General features: G+C 71.3%; 12 protein-coding genes. 8 read left to right on the top strand and 4 right to left on the bottom strand.

Features of this window, described 5'->3' with window-relative positions; genetic code table 11:
* The first annotated feature begins 55 nt into the window (after positions 1-55).
* Positions 56-598 (top strand): dihydrofolate reductase family protein, encoded by a 543-nt coding sequence (locus tag ACQP0P_RS22990; protein ID WP_433380630.1) that lies wholly within the window; start codon positions 56-58, stop codon positions 596-598.
* Between the two features lie 118 nt (positions 599-716).
* Here ACQP0P_RS22990 and ACQP0P_RS22995 read toward each other — a convergent pair whose 3' ends face one another.
* Complete coding sequence (locus tag ACQP0P_RS22995; protein ID WP_433380633.1) at positions 717-1,538, bottom strand: putative protein N(5)-glutamine methyltransferase; 822 nt, start codon at positions 1,536-1,538, stop codon at positions 717-719.
* Positions 1,539-1,904: 366 nt separating this feature from the next.
* Between ACQP0P_RS22995 and ACQP0P_RS23000 the strand changes: the two genes are divergently transcribed.
* The gene (locus tag ACQP0P_RS23000; protein ID WP_433380636.1) at positions 1,905-2,792 is read left to right on the top strand and encodes a hypothetical protein; all 888 of its coding nucleotides are present in this window, start codon (positions 1,905-1,907) and stop codon (positions 2,790-2,792) included.
* 86 nt (positions 2,793-2,878) lie between these two features.
* Here ACQP0P_RS23000 and ACQP0P_RS23005 read toward each other — a convergent pair whose 3' ends face one another.
* Both ACQP0P_RS23005 and ACQP0P_RS23010 read right to left on the bottom strand, forming a co-directional pair.
* Entirely contained in the window at positions 2,879-4,318 is a 1,440-nt protein-coding gene (locus ACQP0P_RS23005; protein ID WP_433380639.1) for an N-acetylmuramoyl-L-alanine amidase, read from the bottom strand.
* A 78-nt stretch (positions 4,319-4,396) separates the two neighbouring features.
* Positions 4,397-5,356, bottom strand: a complete 960-nt coding sequence (locus ACQP0P_RS23010; protein WP_433380642.1) for a M23 family metallopeptidase — start codon at positions 5,354-5,356, stop codon at positions 4,397-4,399.
* 208 nt (positions 5,357-5,564) lie between these two features.
* Here ACQP0P_RS23010 and ACQP0P_RS23015 point away from each other — a divergent pair, with 208 nt between their 5' ends.
* Complete coding sequence (locus tag ACQP0P_RS23015; RefSeq protein ID WP_433380645.1) at positions 5,565-8,462, top strand: BTAD domain-containing putative transcriptional regulator; 2,898 nt, start codon at positions 5,565-5,567, stop codon at positions 8,460-8,462.
* On the opposite strand, the gene ACQP0P_RS23020 is transcribed toward ACQP0P_RS23015, so the two are convergent.
* Positions 8,459-9,373 carry a DMT family transporter gene (locus ACQP0P_RS23020; protein WP_433380648.1) on the bottom strand — a complete coding sequence of 305 codons (915 nt, stop codon included), beginning with the start codon at positions 9,371-9,373 and terminating at the stop codon, positions 8,459-8,461. The two genes, ACQP0P_RS23015 and ACQP0P_RS23020, sit on opposite strands and share 4 nt — an antisense overlap.
* 268 nt (positions 9,374-9,641) lie before the next feature.
* Here ACQP0P_RS23020 and ACQP0P_RS23025 point away from each other — a divergent pair, with 268 nt between their 5' ends.
* The 5 genes from ACQP0P_RS23025 to ACQP0P_RS23045 all read left to right on the top strand — a co-directional run bounded on the left by ACQP0P_RS23025 (position 9,642) and on the right by ACQP0P_RS23045 (position 12,624).
* A complete protein-coding gene (locus ACQP0P_RS23025) occupies positions 9,642-10,112 on the top strand; it encodes a FluC/FEX family fluoride channel (protein WP_433380651.1) in 471 nt (156 codons plus the stop codon).
* Complete coding sequence (locus ACQP0P_RS23030; protein WP_433380654.1) at positions 10,109-10,450, top strand: DUF190 domain-containing protein; 342 nt, start codon at positions 10,109-10,111, stop codon at positions 10,448-10,450. Before ACQP0P_RS23025 ends, ACQP0P_RS23030 begins: the two co-directional genes overlap by 4 nt.
* Positions 10,447-10,821 (top strand): fluoride efflux transporter CrcB, encoded by a 375-nt coding sequence (crcB, locus tag ACQP0P_RS23035; protein WP_433380657.1) that lies wholly within the window; start codon positions 10,447-10,449, stop codon positions 10,819-10,821. The genes ACQP0P_RS23030 and crcB overlap by 4 nt, the downstream gene beginning before the upstream one ends.
* 200 nt (positions 10,822-11,021) lie before the next feature.
* Positions 11,022-11,447: an IS200/IS605 family transposase gene (tnpA, locus tag ACQP0P_RS23040; RefSeq protein ID WP_433362464.1), complete on the top strand. Its 426-nt coding sequence runs from the start codon at positions 11,022-11,024 to the stop codon at positions 11,445-11,447.
* On the top strand, positions 11,440-12,624 hold the full coding sequence (locus ACQP0P_RS23045) for an RNA-guided endonuclease InsQ/TnpB family protein (RefSeq protein ID WP_433380660.1): 1,185 nt from the start codon (positions 11,440-11,442) through the stop codon (positions 12,622-12,624). The genes tnpA and ACQP0P_RS23045 overlap by 8 nt, the downstream gene beginning before the upstream one ends.
* Positions 12,625-12,645: the final 21 nt, after the last annotated feature.

A 12,645-nucleotide genomic window follows, 5' to 3' on the forward strand; every position in this document is an offset into this window, starting at 1 on the left:
CCCGCGATCCGCCGTCTCAACGGGGCAGTCGAATCGATCTCGACGGAGGTAGGTCATGGGTAAGTTGCAGTACCAGTGCACCATGTCACTGGACGGATTCATCGCCGGTCCGGGAGGTGACATGTCCTGGTTGGCCGAGCACCTCGGGCCCAACCCGGTGGTGAAGGAGATCATGGACCAGACCGGTGCCCTGCTCGTCGGCAACCGCACCTTCGGCGGCGGCGATCCGCACGAGGGCACCGAGAAGCAGGGCGAGGCGTACGGCGGGGGGTGGACCGGGCAGCAGTTCGTGCTCACCCACAAGGCGCCGGACACACCGGTGCCGGGGGTCACCTTCGTCGGTGACCTCGACAGCGGCGTCGCCGCGGCCAAGGCCGCCGCGGGTGACGGAAACGTCGGCGTCCTCGGCGCCCAGGTGGCCCGGCAGTGCCTCGACGCGGGGATGCTCGACGAGATCCTCGTGTTCATCGCGCCCGTCCTGCTCGGCGACGGCGTCCGGCTGTTCGACCATCCGGGTGGGACCAACATCAGGCTCGAACGCCTCAGCCTGACCCAGGTGCCCGGAGCGACGTACCTCCGGCTGCGCGTCCTCGGCTGACCTGTTAGCCGGGCCGTGGACGTCCGGCGGGCCCACGCCCCATCAGAGCGCCGGTCAGGGTTTCCGTGACCCCGGCGGGGCCGGTACCCGAGCGGTACGGGTACCGGCCCCGCCCGGTTCATCGGCGCAGGGGGTGGGAGGTGGGCCTGGTTCCGATGACGACCGTGGCGTCCAACTCGTCGGAACCGGTCACCTGCGGGATCAGCCCGTTGCCGGTGAAGGCCTCGACGGTTCGCGGCGCCTGGCGTTCGCTCGTCTCGACCAGCAGGTGGCCGTCCGGTGCCAGCCACAGTGGCGCCGCGGCGGCCAGGCGCCGTACGACGTCAAGGCCGTCCTCGCCACCGTCGAGTGCCACCCGGGGTTCGTGGATGCGGGCCTCCGGGGGCAGCAGCCCGATCGCCTCGGTGGGTACGTAGGGTGCGCTGGCGACCAGGAGGTCGACACGCCCCCGCAGCGTGCCGGGCAGCGACGCGTAGAGGTCACCGCCGTACACCTGACCGCCGGCGGCGATGTTGCGGCGGGCACACCGCACCGCGGCGGGGTCGATGTCGACGGCGTGCAACTCGACCCGCTCCAGCGCCGCGACCAGCGCGGCACCCACCGCGCCCGAGCCGCAGCACAGGTCGACGACGACCTGCGGCCGGACGGGGGCCCGGCGGTCTCGGACGGCGACGGCCTGGTGGACGAGGAACTCGGTGCGCCGCCGGGGTACGAAGACTCCGGGGTCCACGGCTATCCGCAGGCCGCAGAACTCCGCCCAGCCGAGGACGTGTTCGAGGGGCAGACCGGCGACTCGGCGGTCCACCATGGCGGTGAGGTCGGACGGAGTCCGTGCCGTGGAGATGAGCAGGTGCGCCTCGTTCTCGGCGAACACGCAACCGGCGGCCCGGAGCCTGGTGACGATGGCGGACCGGGAGTGAGGGGACAGCGGAAATGACACGAGAGCCTTTCGGGATGCCGAAGGGTGCTCTCCCGGTCACCTATGCCCGGTGAACCGCACGGTCGTGAGATGAGAGCACCCGACCTGACACAGCGGTAATGGGTCTCACCTCCTCGATAGGTCCATTGCTGGAGACGGCAACACTATCCGAGCCGGAGCGCGGCACAAACACATTATGTTGAGCCGGAACAGCACGTCAGCGAATCCCGCCGCTCGCGTGTCGCCCCGATGACCGATTCCTGCAAGACGCCGGCCCGGCGGCCGGAGCAGGATGAACGTCTGATTCGCGGCCCATGGCCGGAGCCGGGGGCCGGCCCTCACCGGCCCGGCCTGCGCTTCACCGACATCGCACACCGGGAGAACTCAATGAACGTCGACCTTGCCGCGGCGGACGCCTTCATGGCCACGCACGCGCGTGTCCTGGACCGCCGCCGTTTTGAGGTGCTGATGGGCCGGGAGGACCCCGCCGCCGCGCTGGCCGCCCTGGACGGCTATCGCAACCCCGACGGCGGCTACGGCTGGGGCCTGGAGCCCGACCTGCGCTCCAGCGAGAGCCAGACCGGGGCCGCGGCGCACGCCTTCGAGGTGTTCGAGGACATCGCCCCTGCCACCGCGTCGCGGGCCGTGGCGCTGTGCGACTGGCTGGAGTCGGTGTCCCTGCCCGACGGGGGCCTGCCGTTCGTGTTGCCGCTGACCGGCACCGCCGGTTGCGCCCCCTGGTGGCGGGATGCCGACCCCTCGGTGTCGTCGTTGCAGATCACCGCGGTGTCCGCCGCCGTCGCGCACCGCGTCGCCGTTCACGATCCCGCCGTGGCCGCCCATCCCTGGCTGGAGCGGGCCACCAGGTACTGCCTGACCGAGATCGAGGCGGTCGAGGCGGCGCCCTCCGCGTACGTGCTGGCCTTCGCGGTGCGGTTCCTGGACGTCGTGCACGGTCGCCTGCCCGAGGCGGCCGATCTGCTGGGCCGCCTCGGCAAGTACCTTCCCGCCGACGGCCGGGTGCACGTCGAGGGCGGCACCGAGGAGGAGACGCTGCATCCGCTCGACTTCGCCCCCTACCCCGGCGGGCCGGCGCGGGAGTTGTTCGCCTCCGAGGTGATCTCCGCCGACCTCGACCGCCTGGCCGGTCTGCAACAGGAGGACGGCGGCTGGACCGTCGACTACGCCAGGATCTCGCCCGCGGGCTTCCTCGACTGGCGCGGCCACACCACGGTCCGCGCCGTCGACATCCTGCGTCGGAACGCCAGGATCTGACCTGGCGATCGCGAGCCGCGAAAGCGGAAGCGGGGCCGACCCCCGGTCAGCACGGCCCCGCTTCCCCCGTCACGTCCGCGACGGATCTAGCCGCAGTGTTCGAAGGGGCTGTCGTAGCCGGCGGAGCCCGCCGTGCCGCCCCACTTGACGCACTTGCCGGCTCCGGAGGCGCGTATCGGGCCGGCGTAGTAGGCGAAGTTGCCCGAGTCGGGGACGCGGGTGCTGCCCTGCACCTCCAGGTAGGCGCTGGTGGCGCTCGGGGTGCCGATGGAACTGCTCTTGATCGTGGTCACGCAGTTGTAGCCGTTGGAGTTGTTGTAGAGCAGGTAGACGGTGCCCGCCGAACCCAGCGCCGCGGAGTCGATCACGTTGTAGCCGGAACCGCACACCGACTGCGGGGTGTGCGGGTTGCCGCCGCCGGTGTCGCCGGTGACGAACTGCATGTACCTGGTCCAGTTCCAGTTGGGCCCGGGATCGGTGTGGTCGGCTTCCGGTACCTCGACGTGCCCGACGATGTGGGCGCGGTCCTTGGGAATGCCGTACCGGTCGGCGATGGCGCGGGTCAGCGCGGCCGAGGAGCGGTACATCGCGTCGGTGAACCAGGAGGCGTTGTCGACGAAGCCCTCGTGTTCGATGCCGATCGATCGCCTGTTGTAGCTACCGGCGTGGAAGGCCCTGTCCTTCTCGCGGACCGTCTGCGTGACGTCGCCGTCCGAGGAGCGGACGACGTAGTGCGCCGAGGTCGGGTTCGCCCTGGGCCCGGTCTGGAACCAGGAGATCGTTCCCGCGTAGGAACCCTGGGCCACGTGGATGACGATGCGGTCGATCGCGTCATCGGACGGGCGGTTGGAGACGGCGTAGTTGGTGGAGTGGGCCGGTGCCCAGTGGGCCGACGGGTAGTCCACGGCCGCGGCCGCGAAGGTCCTGTCCAGGTCCGGCGCCTTGGCGTACGCGCCCAGGTCGGGCCGCACCACCTGCGGCCGGACGGTCACGGTGCCGTTCGGCGTCGTGGCCCTGACACCCGAGGCGAGCAGCTCGTAGACGGTGTCGGCGTACAGCCGGGCCACCTGGGGGGAGGAGGCGTTGCCGTACCTGGCCACCGCCGGGTACCACTTCCCGGCGTCCTCGCGGGCGGCGGCGTCCAGTCCGAGCGCGTCGGCGTGGGCGCGCAGCACCGCGGCGCCGCCCGCGATGTTGGCCGCGTCGTCGGTCTTCAGCGCCGAGACCGGCTGCCCGGTCAGCTGGGCGGCCTGTTCCAGGGAGTGGACCGTCGGGTTGCTGACGAGGTGCATCATCCCGTAGCCGCCGCTCGCGCTCGGCTCCCCCCTGTGCCCGTCGAGATGGGTCTCGGCGTAGCCGAGCGTGACGAGCAGGTCGCGGGGCACCTCGTAGGTCGCGGCCGCGCGGGTGAAGGCGTCGGCCAGGGGATCGGGGGGAGCCGCGCTCGCGGGCCGGCCGGCCAGGAGCACCAGGGGAACGAGCGAGCCGGCCAGCAGCGCGGCTGAACGGCGGAGTCGGGCCTTCACGGATTCTCCTCAAGCAGATGGGGGGCGTCGAAGGGGCCGTCTCCGTCCGGTGGGGACGGAGACGGCCCCTTCGGTGGATCAGCTGCCGCAGTGTTCGAAGGGGCTGTCGTAGCCGGCGGAGCCCGCCGTGCCGCCCCACTTGACGCACTTGCCGGCTCCGGAGGCGCGTATCGGGCCGGCGTAGTAGGCGAAGTTGCCCGAGTCGGGGACGCGGGTGCTGCCCTGCACCTCCAGGTAGGCGCTGGTGGCGCTCGGGGTGCCGATGGAACTGCTCTTGATCGTGGTCACGCAGTTGTAGCCGTTGGAGTTGTTGTAGAGCAGGTAGACGGTGCCCGCCGAACCCAGCGCCGCGGAGTCGATCACGTTGTAGCCGGAACCGCACACCTCCTGCGGGGTGTACGGGTTGGTGGAGCCGCCGCAGTTCCTGGAGGTCACCGTCTGGGCTGGGTAGCCGAACGTGGACCCGTTGAAGACGGCCTTTTGAATGTTGGACGGGTAGCTGCTGCCCAGCCGGACCTCGTAGTGCAGGTGGGGCGAGATGTTGTTGCCGGGCTTGCTGGTGTTGCCGACCGTGCCGATCTTCTGGCCCTGGGAGACCGTGGCGCCCGCGCTCACCGAGCGCGAGTTCAGGTGCGCGTAGTAGGTGGACCAGCCGCCGCCGTGGTCGATCTTGACCAGGTTCCCGAAGCCGTTGGTCGATCCCTGGTGGGCGGAGATGGAGACCGTGCCCGCCGCCGCGGCGACCACGGTGTCGCCCAGGTCGGCGTCGGCGGTACCGCCCCGGTTGAAGTCGATCTCCCATGACTGGTGCGCGCTGCTGGCGCTGGAGTTGCCCGTCCAGGCCTGTCCGCAGGGGAAGGGCAGCTGGAAGTTGGTCGCCAGGATGCTCATCTCGCCGCTCGGCGCGGGGTCCGCCGCGCTGTTGGCCGGCACCGGGTCTCCCGGCGCCGCCGCGCCGGCGGCCGGTGCCGTGACGGCGCCGCCGGCGAGACCGAGTAGCAGGGCGAACCCCGCCGTGAGTACCCCGTTGAGTCTCATGCGGATCCTTTCCCGCAGGCCCGGCGGGCCGAGCCCTGACCGGTGCCGTGCACTGTCTGTTAGTTCTCTGCGAAAGGCTCTTGCCGGGGTCCAGGGTCCGGATTAGCGATACAAAAATCATCCAAAATCGATATAAAGGCCTATCCGACCCGTACAACACAGCCCGATGAATGGTTGCAGCGCCTCCATAAGAGGAGTAAATGCGGTCATGGTGGTCGATCAGCCCACGTTCAACGTGCTCGGTACCCTTGAGGTCCGGAGCTCGGGACGGTCTCTCCGCATCGCCGGTACGAAACCCAGGATCCTGCTGGCGTCGCTGCTGCTCAACGCGGACCGCGTGGTCGGCGCGGACCTCCTCGTCGAGGTGCTGTGGCCCCGGCGGCGGCCACGGTCCGCCCAGGCGAACCTCCGCACCTACGTGAGCTCGCTCCGGGGCGTGCTGGCGGCGGCCGGCGCGCGGATCCAGGCCCGTCCGCCCGGCTACGTGATCGAGCTGGCACCCGAGCAGCTCGACGTGCTGCTTTTTGAGGACCTGCTCGCCGGAGCGCGCGCGGCGGGCCGTACGGACGAGGCCTTCGACCGGCTCCGCCGGGCGCTCGCGCTGTGGCGCGGAACACCGCTCGCCGAGCTGCCGGGCAGCCCGCTCTGGGACGGCCGCCTGCAGTCGCTGGCGGAGGCACGGCTCGGCGCCGCCGAGGAACTGGTCGCCCTGAGACTGGAGCGGGGCGACCACGCGGGCGCGATCGGCGAGCTGCGCGGGCTGCTGAAGGAGCATCCCTTCCGCGAGGACCTCTGGCGGCAGCTGATGCTCGCCCTGCACCGGAGCGGCAGGCAGGCCGAGGCCCTGCACACCTACACCACGGTCAGGCGGCAGCTGGTCACCGAGCTCGGCGTCGAACCCGGCGCGGATCTGCGCCGGGCGCACTCGGCCATCCTGGCGGGAGAACCCCTGCCCACCGTGGCCGTGCCGGGCCATCCTCCGGCTCTCGCCGCTCCCCGGCAACTCCCTCCTGACATGCCGGACTTCACCGGCAGGGCCGAGAGCGTCGCCCTCCTCACGCGGGCGCTGACCTTCGCGGAGCGCCCGGCGCCCGGACCGCCTTCGATCGTCGTGGTCATGGGGGCACCGGGCGTGGGCAAGTCGGCGCTAGCCGTGCACTGCGCGCATGCCGTACGGGCCGGATATCCGGCGGGACAGCTCTACCTCGACCTCCGTGGGACCGACCCGGTGCCCGCGGACCCCGGTGAGCTGCTGGCCGAGGCGCTGCGGGCGCTGGGGGCCGATGCGGCGGGCCTGCCGGGCACCGAACGTGAACGTGCCGCGCTCTACCGGTCCCTGCTGGCCGAGCGCCCGATGCTCGTCTTCCTCGACGACGCCGCAGACGCCGCCCAGGTACGGCCGCTGCTGCCGGGCAACGGCTGCGCGGTGCTCGTGACAAGCCGGCGGCGGATCACCGAACTGCCCGGGGCGCTCCGGCTTGAACTGGACGTCCTGTCGCCGCGGGAGGCCGCGGACCTGCTGGCCGCGATCGTCGGGCCCGAGCGGCTGGAACGGGAGAGGGAGGCCGCCTCGGCGATCCTGACGGCCTGCTGCCACCTGCCGCTGGCCGTCAGGATCGCCGGGGCGCGGCTGGCGGGACGGCCCGGCTGGTCGCTCGGAGTGCTGCGGCAGCGGCTGGAGGTCGAGTCGAACCGGCTCAGCGAGCTGCGCGCCGGGGATCTGGGAGTGCGGGTCAGCCTCGACCGTAGCTACCGGCTGCTGCCCGAGGACGCGGCACGTGCCTTCCGTGCGCTCGGCCTCCTGGGCCCGCAGTCCCTGCCCGGCTGGGTGGTCGACGCCGCACTGGGCCGGCACCGGGCCGACGAGGTGACGGATGTCCTGGTCGACGCGAACCTGCTCCAGCTGGTCGGGACCGACCCGATCGGCCAGCCGCGCTACCGGCTGCACGACCTGGTCCGCTGCAACGCCAGGGAGAAGGCCGGCGGCGCCTCGGATCGGCACGCGCTCATCAGGGTGCTCGGCGCGTGGACGGCCACCACCGAGAGTGCGACCGCGCGGCTGCCGACCACGCTCTTCAGCCTGACCTCGGCCTCGGCCACCCGCTGGCACCTGGCCGAGGACACCCTCGGCCGCCTGACCGCAGACCCGCTGTCCTGGTTCGACGCCGAGCACGACGCGCTGGTGGGGGCGGTACGCCTCGCCGCCGACGCCGGGCTGGCCGGATCGGCGTGGGGGCTCGCCGCGGCACTCGTCCCCTACTTCGACCTGCGCTGCCACTTCGACGAGTGGCGCTCCACCCACCGGATCGCCCTGGAGGCCGCGCGCCTGGCCAAGGACCGCCACGGCGAGGCGGCCATGCTCCGCGGCCTGGCCCAGGTGAGTCTCTACCAGGACCGCTACGCCGAGGCGACGGAGATGTTCCGGCGATCCCTCAGGATCTTCCGCGAGCTGGGGGACAGGCGGGGGGAGGCGACCTCGATCTGCGGGCTGGGGGCGGTCAACCAGTTCTGCGGCGAGAATCTCCGGGCGCTCGGGTACTTCCGGCAGGCTTTGGCCATGTTCCTCGCCATGGGAGACCAGAGCGGCGAGGCCTACGCGCGGCAGGCCATCGGGCGGGCCTGCCTGACCTCGGGCGACCTGCGGCAGGCCTCGAACTGGCTGGACGCGGCGCTGCGGCTGGCCAGGGAGATCGGCGACTCCCATCGCGAGGGCTGCGTGTCCATGCAGTTCGGGCGGCTGCACGATCTGGGGGCGGACCCCGGTCAGGCGATGCGTTTCCAGGGGCGTGCGCTGGACATCTTCGAAGGCCTCGGCGACCTGCACTGCGGGGCCTACGCCATGCAGGGGCTGGGCGGCCTGCAGGTGGTCCGCGGTGACCGGTCGCATGCCTCCGACCAGCTGGAGCGCTCTTTGCTGATCTTCCAGCGGCTCGGAGACCGGAGCGGGGAGGCCGCCACGGTCCAGAGGCTCGGCGAGCTGCACCGGTCGGCGGGCCGTACCCGCCTGGCGCGGAACTACCTCCACCACGCCCTCGTGCTCCGCCGTGAACTGCGGGGAGGTGCAGACCTCGCCGTGGGCGCCGGTGCTCGGGACGTACCGAACTAGGAGGACGCCTCCACGGCGGTCTCCTTCGCGGCCGGGGAGGTGTCGCGGGCCGAGCTCGCCAGGATGCCCCAGAGGGCCCCGGCCAGCACCACCGCGCCCCCCGCGAGCTGCTGCCAGGTCAGGGTCCCGCCCAGCAGCAGCCAGGTGGCGAGCACCGTCACGACGGGCTCCAGCATGCTGAGAATCGACGCGCGTACCGGGCCGAGCGTCGTGGCCCCGACGAAGAACAGGGCGATCGCGAGCACCGTCGACACGAGCGCCACCGCCGTCGCCCAGACCCAGCCCGCCGGCGCGAAGCCGAGGTCCAGCCCGCCCGATGCCAGCCCGAGCAGCGCGAACGAGCCGGTGGCGAACATCGACAGGTAGGCCGTGGTGACCGAGGGGGACAGCGAGGCGGAAACCCGGCTGCCCACGATGATGTACAGGGCGTAGGCCACGGCGGCCCCGACCGCCGCGAGCAGGCCGGGAACGTCGAGGCCGGTGTCCAGGCGGCCCACCACCAGGGTCAGCCCGGCCAGTGACACCAGGATCGGCCCGGTGACGGTCCAGCTCATGCGAGTGCGCTCCACCACCGCCGACAGGATGGACACGAGCGCCGGATACAGGTACAGCAGCAGTACGGCGAGGGCCGGCGAGATGCGCTGGACCGCCGTGAAGTAGAGCAGCGACTGGGCCGCGTACATGCCGCCACCCAGCAGCGCGAGGGTCGCCCACTGCCGTCCGGTCAGCCGCCCGAGCCTGCCGCGCACCCCCAGCCATCCGAGGAACACCGCCGTCGCGATCGCGAACCGCAGCATGAGGAGCGTCGTCACCGACATCCCCGTGCCGTACGCGAAGGAGGCGAAGACGGGCATGAGCCCGAACGCCGCCGCCGAGATCAGGATCGCCGCGACCCCGCGCCGCATCACCATCACCACCTCCGGCGATCATTGTGACCTATGGGATTTCATGCCTGTCATCGGGTACCTTCGGCGGCTGGACGGTCCTGCCACACGGTGTCCTGAGCGGCGGTGACGATGATCGGGACGTGATCGCGCTAGGCTGAGAAGGGCCGAGGATCCATGCCGGGGCGGCCCGCCCGTCCCCGAGGCGCGGCACCTCGCTGACGCCGTCGGTCCCTACTCGCTGACAGGTCGTGTCCGCGGTCATGCCGGGTGTCCACCGCGCGTAGGGAGAGGCATGCGCTCGAAACAGACGAGGTTCGAGACAGTGCCCGAGCCCGTCGATCCCCCCGAGCCGCGTCGCTCGCACTACGGTGTCCTGGCGATGATCGCCGCCGGCGGCGCGATCGGCACGGGCGCCCGTTACGGCGCCGCCCTGCTGTGGCCGACCGCGGCCGGCTCCTTCCCGTGGACCACGTTCTGCGTCAATGTGGTGGGCTGCCTGCTGATCGGGGTCCTGCTGGTGGCGCTGACCGAGGTGTGGACGGCACCGGTCTGGGTGCGGCCGTTCCTCGCCACCGGAGTGCTGGGCGGGTTCACCACCTTCTCCACCTACTGCCTGGACATCGAGCGCCTGGTCTCCGGCGGCAGGACCGGCCCGGCGCTCGGCTACCTGGCGGCGACGCTCCTGGCGGCCCTGGCCGCGGCGGTCACCGGCGCGTGGGCGACCCGCCGGCTCCTGGTGAGGACAGCGAGGGGAATGCGATGATCCCGCCTGGACGGGCGCTGCGGTTGACGATCTTCACCGACGACACCGACACCTGGCACCACCGCCCCCTGTACAGCGAGATCGTGCACCGCGCCCATGCCGCCGGGCTGGCCGGGGCATCGGTCTTCCGCGGCGTGGAGGGTTTCGGAACCACCTCGATCGTGCACACCACCCGGTTGCTGTCGATGACCGCCGACCTGCCGATGACCATCGTGATCATCGATACCGAGGAGCGGATCCGCGCCTTCCTGCCCCGGCTGGACGACCTGCTCGCCGAGAGCCTGGCCGTTCTGGACGAGGTCGAGGTCGTTCGCCCCCGTGACGGGCGGGCGCGGTGAACTGGCTGCTGGTGCTGCTCGGCGGCGCGGTCGGCGCGCCGTTGCGCTACCTGACCGACCGGGCCGTGCAGGCACGCCACGACACGGTCTTCCCCTGGGGCACCTTCACGGTCAACGTGGCCGGCTCGCTGATCCTGGGCGTCCTGGCCGGGGCCGCGCTGTCCGGGGCGGTGGGCACCGGCGTGTGGTTGCTGCTGGGCACCGGCTTCTGCGGGGCGCTGACCACGTACTCGACGTTCTCCTACGAGACGCTGCGGCTGGCCGAGACCGGCGCGGTGTTCTTCGCCGTCGCCAACGTCGCCGCCTCGATCGTCGCCGGCCTGGGAGCGGTGTTCGCCGGTCTCACCCTCGCCCAGGCGATCTTCGGGTGAGCCACCCGCACGAAGAGCCGGGGAACCTCGTACGGGTGGCCCCCATCAGATCCTCCCGAGGGGACCGTCGCCTTTAGGCGACGGGGGAATCGGGAGCGGGAGGGCCGCCAAGGCCCGAGCGTGCCCTGACCTGTCTGGTCTGCGCATCAGAGATCTCCGTTCGTCGTGCATTAGATGAGCGGCGCTGTTATAAACATCATGTGACTCGTCGGATACGCACTTCTCCCGGTGCGGCGTATGACCTCGGGTACCACGTGGTGTGGTGCCCGAAGTACCGCCGCCCGGTCCTTGGCGGGCGGGTGAAGGACCGCCTGGAGGAGCTGATCCGCACCAAGGCCGACGAGCACGGGTGGGAGATCGTGGCGCTTGAGGTGATGCCCGACCACGTGCATCTGTTCGTCAAGCCCAACCCGAAGAACTCGCCGTCGTACGTGGCCAACCAGTTCAAGGGCTTCACCTCCCACCACCTGCGCGCCGAGTTCCCGCACCTGCGCTCCCAGCTGCCCACGCTGTGGTCGCGGTCGTACTTCGTGGCCACGGTCGGCGCGGTGTCGGCCGAGACGGTGCGGCGCTACATCAACACTCAGTACGAGCGCACCTCCAAAAGTGGTGGTGCTCGTGCGTAGGTCGTTCAAGTTCCTGCTCCGCCCCACCAGCAGGCAGGCCGCCGCGCTGACCGCCTGCCTGGACGACCACCGCGCCCTCTGCAACGCCGCGCTGGAGCACCGCCGCACCGCCTACGCCAAAGCGGGCGTGAGCATCCGCTACGGCGAGCAGTCCGCCGACCTGAAACACATCCGCGCCGATGACACCGGCGGTCAGGGCCGGTGGTCGTTCTCCTCCCAGCAGGCCACCCTGCGCCGCCTGGACAAGGCGTTCGCCGCGTTCTTCGCCCGCGTCAAGGCCGGGCGCACCCCGGGGTTTCCCCGCTTCAAGGGCAAGGGGTGCTTCGACACGGTGACCTGGCCCAAAGACGGCGACGGCTGCCGGTGGGACTCCCAGCCCGAACACCCTACCGCCACCTACGTGCGTCTCCAGGGTGTCGGGCATATCCGCGCCCACCGGCACCGGCCGGTGCGCGGCACCGTCAAGACGATCAGTGTCAAGCGGGAAGGCTCCCGCTGGTACGTCGTGCTGTCGTGCGACGACGTACCTGCCGAACCCTTGCCCGCCACCGGCGCGGTCGTCGGGATCGACCTGGGCGTGGCCTGGCTGGTCACCACCAGCGACGGCGAGCACCTGGACAACCCGCGCCACCTGGCCGCCTCCGCCGAGCGCCTCGCCGTCGCCCAGCGGAACCTCGCCCGCAGGAAACGCGGCTCCACGCGGCGCCGTAAAGCGGTGGCGCGGGTCGCCGCCCTGCACGGCAAGGTCGGCCGTCAACGCCTCGACGGCGCGCACAAGGCCGCACTCGCGCTGGTCCGCGACTACGACGTCATCGCCTGCGAGGACCTGCGGATCGCGAACATGACCCGCTCGGCGTCCGGCACCGTCGAGGTGCCCGGCCGCAATGTTGCCCAGAAGTCCGGCCTCAACCGTTCGATTCTCGACGCGGGTTGGGGGGTGTTCTTGACGATCCTGTCGCACAAGGCTGAAAGCGCCGGTCGAGAGCTGATCGCGGTGAACCCCGCCAACACCTCCCGCACGTGCGCCCGCTGCGGGCATGTCGCGAAGGAGAACCGCCTCGCCCAGGCCACGTTCGTCTGTCAGCGGTGCGCTCATGCGGCGCACGCCGACGTCAACGCGGCGATCAACATCCTGCGGGCAGGGCTTGCCCTTCGCGACGTCGCGCAAGCGGCTTAGCGAGAAGCCGCTCCCTTCAGG

Source organism: Streptosporangium sp. CA-115845 (assembly GCF_050943795.1).
GTDB lineage: Bacteria > Actinomycetota > Actinomycetes > Streptosporangiales > Streptosporangiaceae > Streptosporangium.

Excerpts from the sequence above, each read along its gene's own strand:
- ACQP0P_RS23030 (WP_433380654.1), top strand. The coding sequence starts at position 10,109 with ATGATCCCGCCTGGACGGGCGCTGCGGTTGACGATCTTCACCGACGAC.
- ACQP0P_RS23025 (WP_433380651.1), top strand. The coding sequence starts at position 9,642 with ATGCGCTCGAAACAGACGAGGTTCGAGACAGTGCCCGAGCCCGTCGAT.
- ACQP0P_RS22990 (WP_433380630.1), top strand. The coding sequence starts at position 56 with ATGGGTAAGTTGCAGTACCAGTGCACCATGTCACTGGACGGATTCATC.
- ACQP0P_RS23010 (WP_433380642.1), bottom strand. The coding sequence starts at position 5,356 with ATGAGACTCAACGGGGTACTCACGGCGGGGTTCGCCCTGCTACTCGGT.
- ACQP0P_RS23015 (WP_433380645.1), top strand. The coding sequence starts at position 5,565 with ATGGTGGTCGATCAGCCCACGTTCAACGTGCTCGGTACCCTTGAGGTC.
- ACQP0P_RS23000 (WP_433380636.1), top strand. The coding sequence starts at position 1,905 with ATGAACGTCGACCTTGCCGCGGCGGACGCCTTCATGGCCACGCACGCG.
- ACQP0P_RS23020 (WP_433380648.1), bottom strand. The coding sequence starts at position 9,373 with ATGGTGATGCGGCGCGGGGTCGCGGCGATCCTGATCTCGGCGGCGGCG.